This window comes from Streptomyces sp. KL116D, from assembly GCF_030766975.1.
GTDB lineage: Bacteria > Actinomycetota > Actinomycetes > Streptomycetales > Streptomycetaceae > Streptomyces > Streptomyces longispororuber_A.
Genome location: NZ_JASERH010000032.1, coordinates 31322 through 49959, shown reverse-complemented (window position 1 = coordinate 49959; position 18638 = coordinate 31322). Strand labels below are relative to the sequence as shown.

Here is an 18638-nt window from a genome sequence, read left to right as displayed (position 1 = left end):
CAGGGTTCGTAAGTCTGTGGTCTGAAACGGGGGTCGCGGGGTCGGTGCGGGGCTCATCCTGAGCCCCCGCACCTGACTCCCGTCAGACCTCTTCGACGCTGCTCGGCTCGCGCCGGGACAGGTCGATGCCGAGCTCCTCCGCTGCGCGGAAGACGTCCTCGTCGGTGTCGCGCATCTCGATGGACATGCCGTCCGAGGACAGCACCTCCACGTTGAGGCACAGGGACTGCATTTCCTTGATGAGCACCTTGAAGGACTCGGGAATGCCGGGCTCGGGGATGTTCTCGCCCTTGACGATGGCCTCGTAGACCTTCACGCGGCCGGTGACGTCGTCGGACTTGATGGTCAGCAGCTCCTGGAGGGCGTAAGCGGCGCCGTACGCCTCCAGCGCCCACACCTCCATCTCACCGAAGCGCTGGCCACCGAACTGGGCCTTACCGCAGCGGCTGCTGGGTGATCATCGAGTACGGACCGGTCGAGCGGGCGTGCAGCTTGTCGTCGACCAGGTGGTGCAGCTTGAGGATGTACATGTACCCGATCGAGATCGGGTCCGGGAACGGCTCGCCGGAGCGGCCGTCGAGACAGCCTCGCCTTGCCGGACGGGAGGACCATGCGGTCGCCGTCGCGGTTCAGAATGGTGTGCTCCAGCAGACCGGCCAGCTCGTCCTCACGCGCACCGTCGAAGACCGGGGTCGCGACGTTCGTACGCGGCTGGACCTGGTCGGCGCCGATCGCCTGGAGGCGCTGGGCCCACTCGTCGCGAGGCCGGAGACGTCCCAGCCCTGGCTGGCGAGCCAGCCGAGGTGGATCTCCAGGACTGTCCCGGGTTCATTCGGGACGGCACACCCAGCGGGTTCAGGATGATGTCGACCGGAGTTCCGTCCTCGAGGAACGGCATGTCCTCGATCAGGAAGGATCTTCGAGATAACACCTTGTTGCCGTGGCGGCCGGCGAGCTTGTCACCGTCGGTGATCTTGCGCTTCTGGGCCACGTAGACGCGAACCAGCTGGTTCACGCCCGGGGAAGCTCGTCGCCCTCTTCGCGGTCGAAGACGCGGACGCCGATGACCTTGCCGATCTCGCCGTGGGGCACCTTCAGGGAGTGTCACGGACCTCGCGGGCCTTCTCACCGAAGATCGCGCGGAGCAGGCGCTCCTCCGGCGTCAGCTCGGTCTCACCCTTGGGCGTGACCTTGCCGACGAGGATGATCGCCGGCGACGACCTCGGCACCGATACGGATGATGCCGCGCTCGTCGAGGTCGGCGGGACCTCCTCGGAGACGTTCGGGATGTCCCGAAGGCCGATCTCCTCGAGCCGAGCTTGGTGTCACGCGCGTCGACCTCGTGCTCTTCGATGTGGATCGAAGAGAGCACGTCAACCTCGGACGAGACCCGCTGGCACAGGATGATGGCGTCCTCGTAGTTGTGACCCTCCCACGGCGCTGAGACGCCACGAGCAGGTTCTTGCCGAGGGCCCATCTCGCCCTCTTCGGTCGCGGGACCGTCGGCCAGCACCTGGCCGGCGATGACCCGCTGGCCCTCGTCCACGACGACGCTACTGGTTCACAGAGGTGCCTGGTTGGAGCTTTGGCGAGAACTTGTGCAGGCGGTACGTGGTGCATGTACGCGTGCCGTCGTCGTTGGTTGCGGTGATGTGGTCGCGGAGACCTCCTGGACCACACCGTCGCTTCTCGGCCTTGAGCACGTCGCCGGCGCGTCGACGGCGCAGCGGTACTCCATGCCGGTGCCGACCAGCGGCGCCTCGGACTTAATCAGCGGCACGGCCTGACGCATCATGTTCGCGCCCATGAGGGCACGGTTGGCGTCGTCGTGCTCGAGGAACGGATCATGGCGGTCGCGACCGACACCATCTGGCGCGGCAGGAGACGTCCATGTAGTCGGCTTGATCCGTGCGCCGGGCACGTAGTCGACCTCTCGCCACGACGGCGGACCAGGACGCGAAGGCCTCGGCGAACCGGAGCTCGTCGGTCAGCGGCGCGTTGGCCTGCGCGATGACGAAGCGGTCCTCCTCGTCGGCGGTGAGGTAGTCCACCTCGTCGCCGACGACACACCGTCGGTCACCTTGCGGTACGTCTCGATGAAGCCGAACGCGTTGATCGGCCGTACGAGGCGAGCGGCCGATCGGAAGGCCGATGACCGGGCCTTCGGGCGTCGTCGATCGGGCGCATGCGGCCGTAGTGCGACGGGTGCACGTCACGGATAGCCTCGAAGCCGGCCCGCTCACGGGATGGCAGACCACCCGGGCCGAGGGCGTTCAGACGACGCTTGTGCGTCAGCCCCGACAGCGGGTTGTTCTGGTCCATGAACTGGGACAGCTGGGACGTACCGAAGAACTCCTTGATCGACGCCACCACGGGGCGGATGTTGATCAGGGTCTGCGGCGTGATCGCCTCGACGTCCTGCGTGGTCATGCGCTCGCGCGCGACGCGCTCCATACGGGCGAGACCCGTACGGACCTGGTTCTGGATCAGCTCACCGACGTTACGGATGCGGCGGTTGCCGAAGTGGTCGATGTCGTCGGTCTCGACGATGATGTCGCGACCCGACTCGCCGACCGTCTCGGTCTCACCGGCGTGCAGCTTGACCAGGTACTTGATGGTCGCGATGACGTCGTCGGTGGTGAGCACGCCGGCGTCCAGCGGCTCGTCGGCGCCGAGCTTCTTGTTCACCATGCGGCGGCCGACCTTCGCGAGGTCGTAGCGCTTCGGTTGAAGTAGAGTTCTCGAGCAGCGTCTGCAGCGGCCTCACGCGTGGGCGGCTCGCCCGGGCGCAGCTTGCGGTAGATGTCGAGCAGCGCGTCGTCCTGGCCCTGGGTGTGGTCCTTCTCCAGGGTGGCGCGCATGGACTCGTGCTGGCCGAACTCCTCGAGGATCTGCTCGGTCGTCCAACCGAGAGCCTTGAGCAGGACGGTGACGGACTGCTTGCGCTTGCGGATCGATGCGCACACCGACCATGTCGCGCTTGTCGATCTCCATCTCCAGCCAGGCACGGGACGGGATGATCTTGGCGGAGAAGATGTCACTTGTCGGACGTCTTGTCGATGGAGGAGTCGAAGTAGACACCGGGCGAACGGACCAGCTGCGACACCACGACACGCTCGGTGCCGTTGATGACGAACGTGCCCTTGTTCGTGCATGAGCGGGAAGTCGCCCATGAAGACCGTCTGAGACTCGGTCTCACCGGTCTCGTTGTTGGTGAACTCGGCGGTGACGAAGAGCGGGGCGGCGAGACGTGAAGTCGCGCTCCTTTGCACTCGTCGATCGAGTTCTTCGGAGGCTCGAAGCGGTGGTCGCGGAACGTCAGAGACATCGACCCGGAGAAGTCCTCGATCGGGAGATCTCCTCGAAGATCTCCTCGAGGCCGGACTTGGTGGGGACGTTCTGTCCGCTTTCGAGAGCCGCCTCGACACGAGCCTTCCACGCGTCGTTGCCGAGCAGCCAGTCGAAGCTCTCGGTTTGCAGCGCAAGAAGGTTCGGAACCTCGAGGGGCTCCTTGATCTTTGCAAAGGAGATGCGCAGCGGGGCGGTGCTGGCGCCGTTGTTCGTATTCGCGGTCGAGGCGTTGCGCGAGGCGGCCAAGAGTCCTTCCGAGGGCTCGGACTCACTACGCGCGTACCGGTCCCAAGCCGTGCAGGGGGACGGCCCCTCTGATCTGGGGATAAGGCCAGGTCAGGGCGGGTTTAGTCCACAGTGCTCAAGCGAGGCATGCCCCTGGTGACGGCAGGGAGCAGCTAACAGGCAGCGCAGAAAGGGACAGTGTAGCCAGAAGGCCCACTGATGTCCAGTGCGGGTTTTTGAGACCCTCGTTGTCCTCAACCGTTCACCGTCTGCGGCGTTCCTTGTGCGCTGAGCGCACATCTTTACTGCCCTCTTCGCCGTCGATCCATGCCTCGGATCCGGATCGTTGTGACGACGCGTCCTGAGAATTGCGCGCTGCGTGCGGTTCGTCAAGGCCCCCTCTTGGCCGAACAGGGGTGGCGCCAGGCGCAGCGAGATCACCATACTCGTCGCGACCGACATCGCAAGGCACCGTCCACCTGCGGCCAGCGAACGCCGAAGGGCGACCGCAGTTGGGTGATCGCCCTTCAGTACGTCAGTGTTACAGCTCGAGGGACCAGTTTCACCGAAGAGGAGTCAGCAGACTCGCAAGGTCACTTGACTTCGACGGAGGCGCCGGCGCCCTTGAGGGCCTCGGCGGCCTTCTCCGCGGCGTCCTTGGCGACCTTCTCGAGGACCGGCTTCGGGGTGCCGTCGACGAGGTCCTTGGCCTCCTTGAGGCCCAGGGAGGTGAGCTCGCGCACGACCTTGATGACCTGGATCTTCTTCTCGCCGGCGCCGGTGAGGATGACGTCGAACTCGTCCTGCTCCTCGGCGGCAGCGGCGTCGCCGCCACCCTGGGCCGGACCGGCGGCAGCGGCGACGGCCGCGGCGGCGGTGACGTCGAACTTCTCCTCGAAGGCCTTCACGAACTCGGAGAGCTCGATGAGGGTCATCTCCTCGAACTGGGCGAGCAGGTCTTCCTGGCTGAGCTTCGCCATGATGGGCGATCCTTCCACTAAATCGGCTGGTGCCGGTTGTCCATGTAGGCGGGCGTACTGTCGGCCCGCTTCGACCGTCGCCTCAGGCGGCGGTCAATGTGCGAGCCGAATTACTCGGCACCGCCCTGCTCGGCCTGCTTGGCACGAAGCGCCTCCGCGGTGCGGACGAACTTCGAGGGCAGCGCCTGGAAGAGCTGAGCAGCCTGGGACTGCTTGCCCTTGAAGGCACCGGCCAGCTTGCTGAGCAGAACCTCGCGGGACTCGAGGTCCGCAAGCTCTTGATCTCGTCGGCGGACAGCGCCTTGCCGTCAAGGACACCGCCCTTGATGACGAGGTTCGGGTTCTCCTTGGCGAAGTCACGAAGACCCTTCGCCGACTCCACCGGGTCACCGGTGACGAAGGCAACCGCCGTCGGACCGTTGAACAGGTCGTCGAGCGTGGTGATCCCGGCCTCGTTGGCCGCGATCTTGGTCAGCGTGTTCTTCACCACGGCGTACTCGGAGTTCTCACCGAGCGAACTGGCGCAGCTGCTTGAGCTGGGCCACGGTGAGACCCCGGTACTCGGTCAGCACGGCGGCGTTCGAGCTGCGGAACTTGTCCGTGAGCTCGGCTACCGCGGCAGCCTTGTCGGGCGTCGGCATAGAGCGTCGGCCTCCTTCCGGGTGATGAGGACCGCTCAGAAGGAGGCTGGGAAAAACGAAACGCCCCGGCACAGGTGCACGGGGCGTGAGCTCGACCAGAATCCGTGAGGACTCCAGGAGCACTTCCACAGTCACCTGCGCGGGTCGTCCGCGGTTTCAGCGGATCTCTTCGGCCGCCAGCACCCTCTTGCGAAAGTGCGGCAACGACCAGCGGTCTTTGGCTTCTGTGGAAGGTTACGTGAAGGGATACGTGTCAAGCAAATCCGCTCAGACGTCGCTGTCGGAGGCGCCCTCGCCCGCCGCGTCGCCGAGCTCCTTGAGCATGTCCATGAGGTCGAAGGTCTGGTTCGCCGGCGGTACGTCGACCTTCACCGCGGCCCCGTAGTCGGAGAACTTCTCGGAGACCTCGACGGCGCCCTGCGCGCTGTCCATCGTGACGTCCATCCGGACCGGCAGGTCGTCCTCGTTGACCCACAGCTCCGTGTCGTAGTCCTTGATGCCGGCCTTCTTGACGTTCTTGAGGAGCTCGCTGCGCTCGGACTTGCTGAGCACCTTGAGGGAGTCGTTCGACTTCATCATCTCGTCGACCGTCAGCTTGCCCTTGTAGTGCTGGGTCTTCACGCCGTCGACCGTGGCGGAGCCGATGTGCTTCAGGTTCGGCGAGTCGAGCAGGACCGCGATCTGCTGGGCCGGGTCCTGGTTCACGCTGTCCAGGCTGCCGGTCATCTGGCGGGTGAGCGCCTGGTCGCCGGACTCCTTCGCGAGGGCGCCGAGGTCCATCTTCATCCAGCGCTTGCCGTCCATGTCCTTGGCGGCCGCGGTGCCCATGTCCATGTACATCACGTCGTCCTGCCAGACCATGCGGATGTCCTTGGGCGCATCCGTCCCCGGCGGCCAGCGCGGAACCGCTCATCGTCATATCCATGACGGTGGGGTCCCAGCCCATGGTGCCGGACATCTTCATGGTGCCGCCGCCCGTGGCCGAGGCCATCGGCGACGACGGCATCTTCATGGTCATCTCGACCTTGGCGGACTTGACCTCGGACGTCTTCTCGTACGCGGCCGTCAGGGCGCGGGTGATCTGCGAGTGGGACTGCGCGTCCGACTCGGTCCCCTTGTCCGAGCCTCCGCCGCAGGCCACGGCCCCGGTGCAGAGCAGTGCGGTCGCGGCGGCAGTGCCGAGCGCGCGTCGTACGACAACAGTCATCTCAATCCCACCCCTTAGAACATGCGTACTGAGCGCACCATATCGGACGCCTCGGACAGCGGTCCGTGGATCAGCGGGCCTCGGTCACGTCGTCGAAGTCGACGGTGTCGTGGGCGGACGGCCGCTCGGCGCGGGCCTTCGCGCCGTAGTCGCTGTAGCGGACCGTGCTGGTGAAATCGCCCGCGCGCTGGGTGCGCCGCACCAGGAGGTGGCGGGCGTCGAGCCAGACGTCGATGCGCTGCTTGCCCGCGGTCCCCCGGTAGTGGGTGGTCGGACGCCGTGCACGGTCTCCCGCCCGACCCTGCGGACGTCGTCGGCCTTCGCGAGCGCCTTGAGGGAGTCGGCCGGGGTGAGGTCGCTGTGCGCGTCGTACGGGTGGCGGATCCAGTGCCGGCCGCCCTGGAAGGCGGCGAACGCGTCGGTCATGCGCGTGTAGTACGCGTCGGGCAGGAACCGCGTCTGGGACGGGTCGCCGCCCAACTTGCGGGTGGAGGCGGCCAGTTCGCCGCCGGTGACGCGTACTTCGAGGGTGCCGCGGGACCGCCGGACCAGCCGAGCGCGCCCGCGCTGCGCGACGTGAGGCGGCTGCCGCTGTCCATCGTCGCCTCGACGCGCGCCGAGCCGGCCGCCGCGACCTTCCGCTGCGCCGTGCGCAGGGCGCGCGCTCGCGGCCTCGTCGGCCTGCGGCTCCCGCCCGCCGCAGGCGACCAGCAGTGCGCCCGCCGCGACGAGCGCCGCGATCCGTCCGTGCCTCATCCGCTCCCCGGGTCGGTCACGACGACGCTAGCGCAGCCCGTACGTACGAGGGCGGGAAAGAGGAACGGGCCCCGCACCTCGGAAGGTGCAGGGGCCCGTCGCCGACTTCAGGCGAGCTGTGCAGCTCAGACCGCGGCCGGGTCCTCCTCGGTGAGGAGGTTGCGGGTGCGGTTCGGGTCGACCGGAATGCCGGGGCCCATCGTGGTGGTGATGGCGGCCTTCTTGATGTAGCGACCCTTGGCGGCGGACGGCTTCAGACGGAGGATCTCCTCCAGCGCCGCGCCGTAGTTCTCCACCAGCTTGGTGTCGTCGAAGGACGCCTTGCCGATGATGAAGTGCAGGTTCGAGTGCTTGTCGACGCGGAACTCGATCTTGCCACCCTTGATCTCGTTCACGGCCTTGGCCACGTCCGGGGTCACGGTGCCGGTCTTCGGGTTCGGCATGAGGCCACGGGGACCGAGCACGCGGCCGAGGCGGCCGACCTTGCCCATGAGGTCCGGGGTGGCGACGACGGCGTCGAACTCGTTCAGGCGCTGGCCCTGGAGATCTCGTCGATGAGCTCGTCGGAGCCGACGATGTCGGCGCCGGCGGCCTCCGCGGCCGCAGCACGGTCACCGGTCGCGAAGACCAGGACCCGGGCGGTCTTGCCGGTGCCGTGCGGAAGGTTCACGGTGCCACGGACCATCTGGTCGGCCTTGCGCGGGTCAACGCCCAGGAGCGGAAGGCGACCTCGACGGTGCCGTCGAACTTCGACGCGGAGGTCTCCTTGGCGAGACGGACGGCCTCGAGCGGGGCGTAGAGCTTGTCCCGGTCGATCTTGGCGTCCGCAGCGCGGAGAGTCTCGCTGCGCTTGCTCACTACTGCTCCTGTGTGTTCTGAGGAGTCGTGGTCCGGGCCGAGCAGGCCCTGCCACGGATGTACCTACGAGGTGGGTGTCAGCCCTCGACCGTGATGCCCATGGAGCGGGCGGTGCCGGCGATGATCTTGGACGCGGCGTCCAGGTCATTGGCGTTGAGGTCGGGCATCTTGGTCGTGGCGATCTCGCGGACCTGCGCCTCGGTGATCTTGGCGACCTTGGTCTTGTGCGGCTCGCCGGAGCCCTTCTCGACACCAGCGGCCTTGAGGATCATCTTCGCGGCCGGCGGGTGCTTGGTGATGAAGGTGAAGGAGCTGGTCTTCGTAGACCGTGATCTCCACCGGATGACCCAACCGCGCTGCGACTCGGTCGCGGCGTTGTAGGCCTGCAGAACTCCATGATGTTGACGCCGTGCTGGCCCAGCGCGGGGCCGACCTGGCGGAGCCGGGCTGGCGGCGCCGGCCTGGATCTGGAGCTTGATGAGCCCCTGTGACCTTCTTCTTCTTGGGAGGCATGTGCTCTCTCTCTCCGGGTCTTAGTGAGAGTGTTCAGCCGCCACCCGTGAACGATGATCGTCCAGATCATCCGGATGGAGGCATACCGCACAACGATAACGGGTATCCATGCGCGGCTACAAAAACCGAGCAGGTCAGACAGGCTTTTGCGAGCCCATCTGACCTGTTCGGAAGCGGTGTGCCCAGAAGCTGCTAGGACGTACTAGTTCTTCTGGATCTGGTCGAAGCTGAGCTCGACCGGGGTCTCGCGGCCGAAGATCTCGACGAGGCCCTTGACCTTCTTCTTCGGAGTCGGCGTTGATCTCGTTGATCGTGGCCTGCAGCGTCGCGAACGGGCCGTCGGTGACGGTGACCGAGTCGCCGACCTCGAAGTCCAGGACCTCGACGGTGACCTTGCGGGCCGGAGCCGAAACTTGCCCTCGGCCTCGGCGGCCTCGCGGGCGGCCTTCTCCTCGGCCTCCGGGGCGAGCATCTTGACGATCTCGTCCAGGGTCAGCGGGTACGGGTCGTAGGCGTTGCCCACGAAGCCGGTGACGCCCGGCGTGTTGCGGACGACGCCCCGGACTCGTTCGTCAGATCCATGCGGACGAGCACGTCAGCCGGGCAGCTTGTTCTGCCGGACGTTCTTGCGCTCGCCGTTCTTGATCTGGACGATCTCTTCCTCGGGCACCTCGGCCTGGTAGATGAAGTCGCTCGACGTTCAGCGAGACGGCGCGCTGCTCCAGGTTCGCCTTCACGCGCTTCGTCGCAGCCCGCGTAGGTGTGGATCACGTACCACTCGCCGGGCAGGCCGCGCGAGCTCGTCACGCAGAGCGGTGATCGGGTCGACCTGCTCCGCGACGGCTTCCTCGGCCTCGATCTCGGCCTCGACGGCCTCGTCCTCGGCGTCGTCGACGTCGTTCCCGCCGTCGGCCTCGACCTCGAGGGCGGCCTCCTCGGCGGGCTCACCAGCGGCGATGTCGGCAGCTTCGACCTGGTCCGGGTCTCGGCGTCCGCCGCCTCGACGATGTCGAGCTGGTCCTCCACGGACTCCGCCGACTCGATGGCGTCGTTCAGGTTCGGGTCAGACACGGTGGCTGCTTCTTCCTGGATACATGGGGGTGGAACACGCGAAAGGGGCGCGGACACGGCGCCCTCCGCTCGGCTCAGCCGAAGATGTACTTGATGAGTGGTTGAACCCATAGTCAATCACGGTAACCAGACCGATCATGATGACGGCGAACACAATCACCACGGTCGTGTACGTCGAGAGCTGACTGCGAGTCGGCCAGACGACCTTGCGGAGTTCCGCGACGATCTGGCGGTAGAAGAGTGCGCAGGCGGCCGAAGGGGCCCTTCTTGCCACGCTTGCCGCCCTTGCGGGCCTTCTTCTTGGACTCCGGCGCCTCATCCTGGGCATCAGGCATGTCGATGGAGCCCACGGCGTCCGTCACTCGTCCTCACCTGATTCCGGGTCGTGGCCGTGCCGCGCCCGGTTGAGCCGCACGGCGGTGCAATGCAGTACGTACATGCGCACACATCCTGGCGAAGGAGTGTGTAGCAGGGCCGGAGGGACTTGAACCCCCAACCGCTGGTTTTGGAGACCAGTGCTCTACCAATTGAGCTACGACCGCTTTGTCTCCCCCAACGTACCGCATCTGCCCGGACGCACGGAGTGCGGTGGAGAAAGTGCGGCCGGTGAAGGCCAACGAGCAGTGAGTGTACGTGTTCCGCGGCCCTCCGTCGAACGAGATGCCGACGGGAAGTGGATCAACATCGGATCGGCGGCGGATCCGATGGTCTTGGAAACCCGTGTGCCGGGCGGGTTTCGGGTCTGGAACGATGGGGTTATGGCAGCGCTGCAACTCCTTCCCGTCCGCTGGGTCCGCTGGTTCGTCCCCACCGAGCGCCGGGTCTCGGCCCGCGTCGGCTCCATCTCCGAGTCGGCGACCCTCGCCGTCGACGCCAAGGCCAAGGCCCTCAAGGCCGCCGGGCGTCCGGTGATCGGCTTCGGTGCCGGTGAGCCCGACTTCCCGACTCGGACTACATCGTCGAGGCGGCCATCGAGCCTGCAAGAGCGAAGTTCCACCGCTACACGCCGGCCGGCGGTCTGCGGAGCTGAAGGCCGCGATCGCCGCGAAGACGCTGCGCGACTCCGGCTACGAGGTCGACGCCGTCGCAGATCCTGGTGACGAACGGCGGCAAGCAGGCCATCTACGGGCGTTCGCCGCGATCCTCGACCCGGGCGACGAGGTCATCGTCCCGGCGTACTGGACGACGTACCCCGAGTCGATCCGCCTCGCGGGCGGCGTGCCGGTGGACGTCGTGGCCGACGGGACGACCGCTGCCGCGCCTCCGTCGAGCGGCTGGAGGCCGCGCGCACCGAGCGCATCGAAGGTCGCTGCTGTTCGTGTCGCCGCCGAACCCGACGCGGCGCCGTGCTACAGCGAGGCCGACGCCGAGGCGATCGGCCGCTGGGCCGTGGAGCACGGTCTGTGGGTCATGACGGACGAGATCTACGAGCACCGCTCGTCTACGGGGACGCGAAGTTCACGCCGCTGCCCGCGATCCTTCCGGAGCTGCGCTGGCAAGTGCTGCATCGATCGTGAACGGCGTCGCGAAGACGTACGCGATGACCGGCTGGCGCGTGCGGATCATCGGCCCGAAGGACGTCGTGAAGGCCGCGACGAACCTGCAGTCGCACGCCACTTCGAACGTCTCCAACGTGGCGCAGGCGGCCGCGCTCGCCGCCGTGTCCGGCGATCTGACCGCCGTGGAGAAGATGCGTGAGGCCTTCGACCGGCGTCGCAGGACGATCGTGCGGATGCTGAACGAGATCGACGGCGTCGTCTGCCCCGAGCCCGAGGGCGCCTTCTACGCGTACCCGTCGGTGAAGGGGCTGCTCGGCAGGAGATCCGCGGCAAGCGCCCGCAGGACTCCGTCGAGCTGGCCGCGCTCATCCTGGAGGAGGCCGAGGTCGCCGTCGTGCCCGGCGAGGCCTTCGGTACGCCGGGCTACCTGCGCCTCTCGTACGCGCTGGGTGACGAGGACCTGGTCGCAGGGCGTCTCGCGCGTCCAGAAGCTGCTGGCCGAGGCGCGGGACTGAGTTTCCGCTTCTGCGCGCAGAAGCCTCGCGAACGGCCGCCTCCTCAGGAGGCGGCCCGTTTCTTCGTTCGGGCGGGGCCCCGAAGGTGGAAGGCGCTACCGGTACTACAGGTACGTACGGCAGGATCTTGGGATGGAGCGTGAAGCACGTGACGTACGTCAGTTGCCGAGACCCATCTGCACCTGCACTTCACCGGGTCGATGCGGCCCACGACCCTGCTCGAACTCGCCGGCAAGTACGGCGTGCGGCTGCCCGAGGCGCTGACCGGGGCGGAGCCGCCGAAGCTGCGGGCCACCGACGAGCGCGGATGGTTCCGCTTCCAGCGGCTCTACGACGCGGCGCGGTCCTGTCTGCGGGAGCCCGAGGACATCCAGCGGCTCGTGCGGGAGGCCGCCGAGGAGGATCATCGCGGACGGCTCAGGGGTGGCTGGAGAGTCCAGGTCGACCCGACGTCGTACGCACCCCGGCTGGGCGGGCTGATCCGGCCCTGGAGATCATCCTCGACGCCGTGGAGAGCGCGTCGCGGGAGACCGGTCTCGGATGCGGTGCTCGTCGCCGCGAACCGCATGAAGCATCCGCTGGACGCCCGGACGCTGGCGCGGCTCGCGCGGTGCGGTACGCGGACCAGGGGCATCGTCGGGTTCGGGCTCTCGGAGCGACGAACGGCGCGGGATGGCGCGGGACTTCGACCGGGCCTTCCACATCGCCCGGGAGGGCGGGCTGCTCTCGGCGCCGCACGGCGGCGAGCTGACCGGTCCGGCCTCGGTGCGGGACTGCCTCGACGATCTGGACGCCACCCGGATCGGGCACGGCGTGCGGGCCGCCGAGGACCCGCGGCTGCTGAAGCGCTCGCCGACCGGGGCGTCACCTGCGAGTGTGCCCGGCGTCGAACGTCGCGCTCGGTGTCTACGAGAAGCCCGAGGACGTGCCGCTGCGCACGCTGTTCGAGGCCGGGGTGCCGATGGCGCTCGGCGCGGACGACCCGCTCCTGTTCGGGTCGCGGCTCGCGGCCCAGTACGAGATCGCGCGCCGCCACCACGACTTCTCCGACGCCGAACTGGCCGAGCTGGCACGGCAGTCGGTGCGCGCTCCGCGGCGCCCGGGGCACGTCAAGACCAAGCTCCTCGGCGGCGTGGACGCGTGGTTGGTCGGCTGATCGACTGATCGGCCGGCTCGGGGCGGGGCGGGCCTATGCGATGCCGGTGAGCAGCGTGGGCGGCGATGTGCCGGGCGAACTCGTCGACCGGTTGCGGCGGTCTGCGGTCGGGGACATCTCGTAGGCGAAGGCGCGCTGGGAGCACGCGCCCAGGAGGAGCGAGGCGGCCGCGTACGTGTCGGCTCCGGCGCTGATGCGGCCCGCCTTCTGTTCGGCCCTCAGATAGGCGTCGAGGCCCTGGATCGGCTTGTGCGGGCCGGTGCCCAGCTCGCGCATCACCTCTTCGTGGCGGCGCTTGAGCTGGGGCTCCGCGTGCAGGATGCGGCCATCGGGAACGTCTGCTCGTAGAAGAGCGCCGCTTCGTGCGCGATGTCGGTGAGGTTCTCCTCGACCGTGCGGTCGGGGTTTCCCGCGCCCTCCGTGAGGAGGCGGCCCAGGAGGGAGCCCAGCTTCGGTAGGCGCTCGTTGAGCACCGTCACGAAGAGCTCCTCCTTGTTGGCGAAGTACTTGTAGAGCGCCGCTTCGGAACAGCCCGCCTCCTTGGCGATCGCCTTGGTGGTGGTGCGGGCGAGGCCGATGCTCAGCATGAGTTCGTGCGCCGCGTCGACGGTGATGCGGACACGGGCCGGCTTCTGGTCCATGCGGGCTCCCAGCATGCGGCGCCGCGGGGGTGAGTACTCACTCACTCTAAGGGTGAGAGGGGGTGAGTGAGTACTCACCCACCACGTGACGCAGCATGGAGGCGGTCATGAAGCTCGACGGTTTTCGGTGCGACGGGCGGCATCGGGCAGGAGGTCGTCAAGCAGGCCCTGGCGGCCGGGCACGAGGTCACGGCGGTGGTGCGCGATCCGGCGCGGTTCTCCGTGACCGGGGAGCGCCTGGAGGTCTTCCGCGGCGACCTGAGGGACCCGGAGTCGCTGCGCCCCGCGGTCGCGGGCCGGGACGCGGTGCTCTCGCTCGGCGCCCGCAAGAGAAGGCGGACGCGGGCGTCGCCGCGGAGCTGACGCAGCTCCGTCCTCAAGGCGATGGAGGCGGAGGGCGTGCGCCGGCTGCTCGTGGTCAGCGCAGGACGGTGGCGCCCGCCAACTCGCCGCTCGCCGGCGCGCCATGGTGAAACTGGTCGGCTCGGTCCTCGAGCGCCGTCTGCGTCGATCTGGCCGCCACTGGAGGCCGAGGTGGCGGCGAGCGCACGACGGACTGGACGCCAGGTGCGCCCGCGCTCTCCAGGACAAGCCGCTCACCGGCTCGTACCGGACCGTCGTGGGCGCTTCCCGCGCTCGGGCCAGCTTCATCTCCCGCGCGGACGTGGCGCACTGCGATGCTGGCGATGGTGGACGACCCGGCGGCGGTGAAGCAGGGCGATGGGGTGGCGTGCCGCCGACCGCGCCCTCCGCGATGGGTCGCAAGGTGGCCTCGCGCCGTTCGCGAGTGGTCCTGGCGATGCCCTCGCGGTCGTCGTCACCGGACACCATGACCATGCCCATGCTGCCCTTGTCGGCGCGCGCGCACATGCCGAGATCGTCACGCCGGACGCGCTGTAGGCGCCGCACCCGAGCTCTCCGCCGAGGGCCTCCGGTCGGCACTCCAGGTGTCCTTCACCGCATCATGCCCGCGCTGCCGAACCCGTCGCGCATCTCGTCCTGCCGCGATCTTCGAGGAACCTGGTCGTGCAGGTCGGTGCTCCGGCGGGACACGATCAGCGCGCCGGTCTTCTCGTCCTTGTAGACGGCGGAGAACGGTTCGGCGTCGTCGGCCGGCACCGTCTGCGCCAGCGAGAGAGTTCCGGCTGGTCGGCCACGCCGCCCGCGTCGAGTCGAGGGCATCCCGTGGAAGGTCTTCGGCGTCGCCGCCGCATAGCGCGGATAGTCCGCCCACCGCTCGTACTGCCATCCCGCGACGCACGCAGCGCGCCCGCCACGACGGTCAGGGCGAGCGCGAGGGCCGCCTGCTCGCGCAGCCGGGTCCGCGGCGGCACGTCCGGGGAGCCGGAGCGGATCCCGTGCCGAGGCAGCCGCAGCGCGCCCGCCGCCTGCGCGTCCACAGAGCACCTTGGCTGCTCGCGCAGTGCACGGGACCAGCACGGTCAGCGCACAGGAGCGCGGCTCGGAGAGTCCCAGAGCGGGCATCGGCGGCAGCCGAGCCGCCCGCCAGCAGGCCGAGCACGAGCAAAGCGGCCCGCGTACGGCCGGCGCAGCGTCAGACACGTGAGGCCGAGTCCGGCACCAGCGCGGCGAGCGTCCCTGGCGCGTCTGCAAGCCGCCGGTCGTTCGAGCCAGGCCGGGTGCGGCCTCCTCCGCCTGCGCGGCGGCGGCGCGCGGTCCACGCCGCTGTTCAGGGCGGTCCTGGCGTCGTGGCGCTGGACACGGTTCTCGGACGCGCGGCGGTGCCGTACCGCTCAGTCGGCCGGCTCGCGTGGCGCGGCGCCTGCGGCGAGTCCGCGCCGAGTTCCCGCTAGCCGGTCCGCGGCCCGATCGCCCGCGCGCCAGGCGCCCGAGGCTGCTCCATGGGGTCGCCAGGCCAGGACCGGCTCCGCGTACGCGGCGAGCAGGTCGAGGTCGTCCGGAAGGCGTACCGAGTCCGGCGCGGTAGGCGCGCTCGGCCTCCAGGTCGTGCCGTCGTCAGTCCTCGGCGGCATGGGCGCGGCCGAGGACTCAGCGAAAGGCCCGCGTGCGGTCCGTGCGCGCCTCCAGGGCGGCCCGTGCCTCGGCGCGCGCGGCCCGAACTCGCGCGCGCAGCAGCGCTTGCGCGCGCTCGTGTGCGGGCAGCACTGACTGCCGCCGTTCTCCTGCATCTGTGTCCCCACCCCTGATGTACGTGTCGATCTGCTCTGACGTCGTCACTATCGCGAGTGCCTACGGGGTCAATGGAAAATCGCGGCTCAGAGGCGGACGCCGAGCCCGTCACCGGCTCGTTGACCAGCGTCAGCGCCGAAGGCCTCGCGCACGCCCGCGACGACCTCGCGGGCGAGGGTCAGGAGGTCCTCCGTGGTGGCCTCGCCGCGGTTGGTGAGGGCCAGGGTGTGCTTCGTGGAGATGCGGGCGGGGCCCGTGCCGTAGCCCTTGGTGAAGCCCGCCTTGTCGATGAGCCAGGCCGCCGAGGTCTTGGTGAGCCCGTCGCCCGCGGGGAAGGCGGGGCCTTCGCGTCGGGGCCCAGGCGCTCGGCCACGCGCGCGCGTGGAAGGCGGCGAACTCCGCCTCCGTGAGGATCGGGTTCGTGAAGAACGAGCCGGCCGACCAGGTGTCGTGGTCCTCCGGGTCGAGGACCATGCCCTTGCCCGCGCGCAGCTTCAAGACGGTCTCGCGCGCGGTGGCCGCCGGGACGCGGTCCCCGGCCTCCACGCCGAGGGTGCGGGCGGTCTCCGGGTACTTGATGGGCGCGCTCAGCCCGTCCGCGTCCTCCAGCTCGAACCGCACCCGCAGCACCACATAGCGGTCGGGTTCGGCCTTGAAGCGGCTGTGGCGGTACGAGAAGGCGCACTCGGCGTTCGGGATCGTGACGGTCTCGCCCGCCTCGCGGTCGTAGGCGATCACCTCGGTGATCGTGGCGGAGACCTCCTGGCCGTACGCGCCGACGTTCTGGATCGGCGTCGCGCCGGCCGAGCCCGGGATGCCGGCGAGGCACTCGATGCCCGCGAGGCCCGCCTCGACGGTCCGCGCCACGGCGTCGGTCCACACCTCGCCGGCCGCCAACTCCAGCTTCGTGCCGTCGAGTTCGAAGCCCTTGGTGGCGATGCGCAGGGCGGTGCCCTGCGAAGCCCTCGTCGCCGATGACGAGGTTGCTGCCGCCGCCGATGATCAGCAGCGGCGTGCCGGCGGCGTCGGCTCTGCGCACCGCGTCGACCACCTCGGCGTCGGTCGTCGCGGTGAGCAGCCGGGTGGCGGGCCCGCCGAGCCGGAAGGTGGTCAGCGAGGGGGGCTTCGTGAGTTCCTGCATCGCGCACCAGGGTACGAGAACGGCCCCGCCGGTCGGGCGGGGCCGTTCTCGTACCGCGTCTCACGGGAGGCGCCGCAGAGGCGTCGCTTCCAGTCGATCGGCAGTGCGTCGGTGGTGGTCTGCCATGTGACGAACTTCGCGTCCTTCATCTGGCCGCGCAGTCCGGCGGCGATCGGCCCGTGCGGCGCGGAGGCCGCGAAGGCCTTGAGCGCCTTGGGCGACTCCCAGACGGACAGCGTCCAGAAGGTGCGCTTGAGGGGCTGCGCCTTCAGGGTCGCTCCGTAGGCTGCCGGGGCGCGCGGCCCACCTGGCGCCAGATCGTGCGGGCGTGCGGAGGAAGAACTTCAGGGCGCCCGCACAGGGTGCGGGCCTCGAAGCGGGAGGCGAAGACGCGGCCTCCGCGCGCGTGGCGGGGTGTTCGGAACGGTCCAGGGCAGGGTCGGCATGACGCGCCTCCCAGGTCGGTGTCCAGTGGCCGGGCGTCCTGTGGCCGCTGTCCGGTGGCCAGGCGCTCTGTGGTCAGGCGTCCTGCGGTCAGGCGTCTCTCCAGAACCGCCGGCTCGGCGTCCCGCACTACGGCCGTAGTGGCTGCAGGCGCTCCGGGCCCGCGGGATGAACAGGGCCGCGACGCCCGCCACGGCCACCACGGCGGCGCCGACCCACAGGGCGGGCTCTGATGCCGCTCACGAACTGCTGCGCGGAGCCGTAGCCGCCCTGCGCCGAGAAGATCGACGCCATGACCGCGATGCTCGAGGGCGCCGCCGACCTCGCGCAGTGCGTTGTTGGCCCCGGAGGCGATGCCCTGCTCGTCCGGCCGGCGCTGGACATGACCAGGTTGGATGCCGGGGCGAAGTAGAGGGACATCCCGATGCCGCTGACGATGAGGGCGGGCAGCTGGGCGGCGTACGACACGTCGGCGGCGACCACGGCGGCGAACCAGCCGAGTCCGACGGCCTGGAGGAAGAGTCCGGCGGCGACGACCGGGCGGCCGCCGATCCGGTCCGACAGGTATCCGGCGATCGGCGCGACGAGCATCGGCATGCCGGTCCAGGGCAGCATCCGCAGGCCCGCCTCGGTCGGCGAGTAGCCGAGCACGCCCTGCATGAACTGGGCGAGCAGGAAGATCGAGCCGAACATCCCGAGGAACATCAGCAGGCTCGCTGCGTTGATGCCGGCGAAGGCACGGGACCGGAAGAGCCGCATGGGGAGCATGGGGTTCTGGTGCCGGCTGCCGTGGCGGACGAACCCGCAGAGCAGGGCCACGCCGGCGAACAGCCCGGTCAGGACGAGCGTGTCGCTCCAGCCGACGATCGGCGCGCGCACCAGCCCGTAGACGATGCCGAAGAGGCCGCCGCTGGCGAGCAGGGTGCCCACGATGTCGAGCCGGGCGCCGGACCCGTACGACTCCTTCAGCCGGAGCCGGGCCAGGGGCAGCAGGGCGAGGCCCAGCGGGACGTTCAGCCAGAAGATCCAGTGCCAGGAGATGTGCTCGGTGAGGCTGCCGCCGATGAGGGCCCGGAGGCGACCGCGAGTCCGTTGACCGCGCCCCAGATCCCGTACGCCATCCCGCGCTTGGCGACCGGGACGGCCGCGGTGAGCAGGGTCAGCGTGAGCGGCATCATGATCGCGGCGCCGACGCCCTGCACCGCGCGGGCCGCGATCAGCGAGTCGATACCGGGGCCATGGCCGCGGCGGCGGAGGCCCCGGTGAAGACCGTCAGGCCGACGAGGAAGAGCCGGCGGCGCCCGAACCGGTCACCGAGCGCGGCGCCGAACATCAGCAGCACGGCGAAGGTGAGCGTGTACGCGCTGACCGTCCACTCCAGGTCGTCGAGCGCGCCGCCGAAGTCCGCGCGGATGGACGGCAGGGCGGTGGTGACGACGAGAGCTGTCGAGCGCCGCCATGAATCCGGCGACGCTGGTGATGAGGAGGG

13 protein-coding genes, 1 tRNA gene and 15 pseudogenes are annotated in these 18638 nt (G+C 69.1%); 5 read left to right on the top strand and 24 right to left on the bottom strand.

The window, feature by feature from the left end; all coding sequences use genetic code 11:
- Positions 1–82: 82 nt before the first annotated feature.
- The 19 genes and pseudogenes from RBJ77_RS12085 to RBJ77_RS11995 form a co-directional block, all read right to left on the bottom strand.
- A complete protein-coding gene (locus tag RBJ77_RS12085; RefSeq protein ID WP_372345002.1) occupies positions 83–403 on the bottom strand; it encodes a hypothetical protein in 321 nt (106 codons plus the stop codon).
- A 31-nt stretch (positions 404–434) separates the two neighbouring features.
- Positions 435–530 carry a hypothetical protein gene (locus RBJ77_RS12080; RefSeq protein WP_372345001.1) on the bottom strand — a complete coding sequence of 32 codons (96 nt, stop codon included), beginning with the start codon at positions 528–530 and terminating at the stop codon, positions 435–437.
- Between the two features lie 137 nt (positions 531–667).
- Positions 668–991: a hypothetical protein gene (locus tag RBJ77_RS12075; protein ID WP_372345108.1), complete on the bottom strand. Its 324-nt coding sequence runs from the start codon at positions 989–991 to the stop codon at positions 668–670.
- A 103-nt stretch (positions 992–1094) separates the two neighbouring features.
- Positions 1095–1229 (bottom strand): hypothetical protein, encoded by a 135-nt coding sequence (locus RBJ77_RS12070; protein ID WP_372345117.1) that lies wholly within the window; start codon positions 1227–1229, stop codon positions 1095–1097.
- A gap of 119 nt (positions 1230–1348) precedes the next feature.
- Positions 1349–1477, bottom strand: a pseudogene (locus RBJ77_RS12065) (hypothetical protein); the annotation flags it as partial.
- Between the two features lie 367 nt (positions 1478–1844).
- Positions 1845–2051: a hypothetical protein gene (locus RBJ77_RS12060; RefSeq protein ID WP_372345000.1), complete on the bottom strand. Its 207-nt coding sequence runs from the start codon at positions 2049–2051 to the stop codon at positions 1845–1847.
- 25 nt (positions 2052–2076) lie between these two features.
- On the bottom strand, positions 2077–2691 hold the full coding sequence (locus RBJ77_RS12055; protein WP_372344999.1) for a hypothetical protein: 615 nt from the start codon (positions 2689–2691) through the stop codon (positions 2077–2079).
- A complete protein-coding gene (locus RBJ77_RS12050) occupies positions 2685–2966 on the bottom strand; it encodes a hypothetical protein (RefSeq protein ID WP_372344998.1) in 282 nt (93 codons plus the stop codon). Before RBJ77_RS12050 ends, RBJ77_RS12055 begins: the two co-directional genes overlap by 7 nt.
- A 71-nt stretch (positions 2967–3037) precedes the next feature.
- On the bottom strand, positions 3038–3199 hold the full coding sequence (locus RBJ77_RS12045) for a hypothetical protein (protein ID WP_372344997.1): 162 nt from the start codon (positions 3197–3199) through the stop codon (positions 3038–3040).
- 119 nt (positions 3200–3318) lie between these two features.
- Positions 3319–3597: a hypothetical protein gene (locus RBJ77_RS12040; RefSeq protein ID WP_372344996.1), complete on the bottom strand. Its 279-nt coding sequence runs from the start codon at positions 3595–3597 to the stop codon at positions 3319–3321.
- 572 nt (positions 3598–4169) lie between these two features.
- Entirely contained in the window at positions 4170–4556 is a 387-nt protein-coding gene (rplL, locus tag RBJ77_RS12035) for a 50S ribosomal protein L7/L12 (protein ID WP_372344995.1), read from the bottom strand.
- Positions 4557–4666: 110 nt separating this feature from the next.
- Positions 4667–5197: pseudogene (gene rplJ / locus RBJ77_RS12030) on the bottom strand (50S ribosomal protein L10).
- Positions 5198–5464: 267 nt separating this feature from the next.
- Positions 5465–6404 (bottom strand): annotated as a pseudogene (locus RBJ77_RS12025) (hypothetical protein).
- An 84-nt stretch (positions 6405–6488) separates the two neighbouring features.
- Positions 6489–7160 (bottom strand): hypothetical protein, encoded by a 672-nt coding sequence (locus RBJ77_RS12020; RefSeq protein WP_372344994.1) that lies wholly within the window; start codon positions 7158–7160, stop codon positions 6489–6491.
- A 125-nt stretch (positions 7161–7285) separates the two neighbouring features.
- A pseudogene (rplA, locus tag RBJ77_RS12015) lies at positions 7286–8018 on the bottom strand (50S ribosomal protein L1).
- A 77-nt stretch (positions 8019–8095) separates the two neighbouring features.
- Positions 8096–8531: pseudogene (gene rplK / locus RBJ77_RS12010) on the bottom strand (50S ribosomal protein L11).
- A 202-nt stretch (positions 8532–8733) separates the two neighbouring features.
- Positions 8734–9602: pseudogene (gene nusG / locus RBJ77_RS12005) on the bottom strand (transcription termination/antitermination protein NusG).
- A gap of 74 nt (positions 9603–9676) precedes the next feature.
- A pseudogene (secE, locus tag RBJ77_RS12000) lies at positions 9677–9964 on the bottom strand (preprotein translocase subunit SecE).
- Between the two features lie 107 nt (positions 9965–10071).
- Positions 10072–10145: transfer RNA gene (locus tag RBJ77_RS11995), tRNA-Trp, on the bottom strand.
- Between the two features lie 215 nt (positions 10146–10360).
- Between RBJ77_RS11995 and RBJ77_RS11990 the strand changes: the two are divergent.
- The 4 genes and pseudogenes from RBJ77_RS11990 to RBJ77_RS11975 all read left to right on the top strand — a co-directional run bounded on the left by RBJ77_RS11990 (position 10361) and on the right by RBJ77_RS11975 (position 12772).
- Positions 10361–11616: pseudogene (locus RBJ77_RS11990) on the top strand (pyridoxal phosphate-dependent aminotransferase).
- 200 nt (positions 11617–11816) lie between these two features.
- A pseudogene (locus RBJ77_RS11985) lies at positions 11817–12215 on the top strand (adenosine deaminase); the annotation flags it as partial.
- Between the two features lie 73 nt (positions 12216–12288).
- Positions 12289–12405: pseudogene (locus RBJ77_RS11980) on the top strand (adenosine deaminase); the annotation flags it as partial.
- A gap of 85 nt (positions 12406–12490) precedes the next feature.
- Positions 12491–12772, top strand: coding sequence for a hypothetical protein (locus tag RBJ77_RS11975; protein WP_372344993.1), 282 nt, complete (start codon positions 12491–12493; stop codon positions 12770–12772).
- 33 nt (positions 12773–12805) lie between these two features.
- Here RBJ77_RS11975 and RBJ77_RS11970 read toward each other — a convergent pair.
- Positions 12806–13413 (bottom strand): annotated as a pseudogene (locus tag RBJ77_RS11970) (TetR/AcrR family transcriptional regulator).
- A gap of 141 nt (positions 13414–13554) precedes the next feature.
- Between RBJ77_RS11970 and RBJ77_RS11965 the strand changes: the two are divergent.
- Positions 13555–14144: pseudogene (locus RBJ77_RS11965) on the top strand (NAD(P)-dependent oxidoreductase); the annotation flags it as partial.
- 223 nt (positions 14145–14367) lie between these two features.
- Here RBJ77_RS11965 and RBJ77_RS11960 read toward each other — a convergent pair.
- The 4 genes and pseudogenes from RBJ77_RS11960 to RBJ77_RS11945 form a co-directional block, all read right to left on the bottom strand.
- A complete protein-coding gene (locus RBJ77_RS11960) occupies positions 14368–14532 on the bottom strand; it encodes a hypothetical protein (protein ID WP_372344992.1) in 165 nt (54 codons plus the stop codon).
- Between the two features lie 1138 nt (positions 14533–15670).
- A pseudogene (locus RBJ77_RS11955) lies at positions 15671–16705 on the bottom strand (UDP-N-acetylmuramate dehydrogenase); the annotation flags it as partial.
- An 86-nt stretch (positions 16706–16791) separates the two neighbouring features.
- Positions 16792–17151 (bottom strand): annotated as a pseudogene (locus RBJ77_RS11950) (DUF3291 domain-containing protein); the annotation flags it as partial.
- Between the two features lie 147 nt (positions 17152–17298).
- Positions 17299–18609, bottom strand: a pseudogene (locus RBJ77_RS11945) (DHA2 family efflux MFS transporter permease subunit); the annotation flags it as partial.
- Positions 18610–18638: the final 29 nt, after the last annotated feature.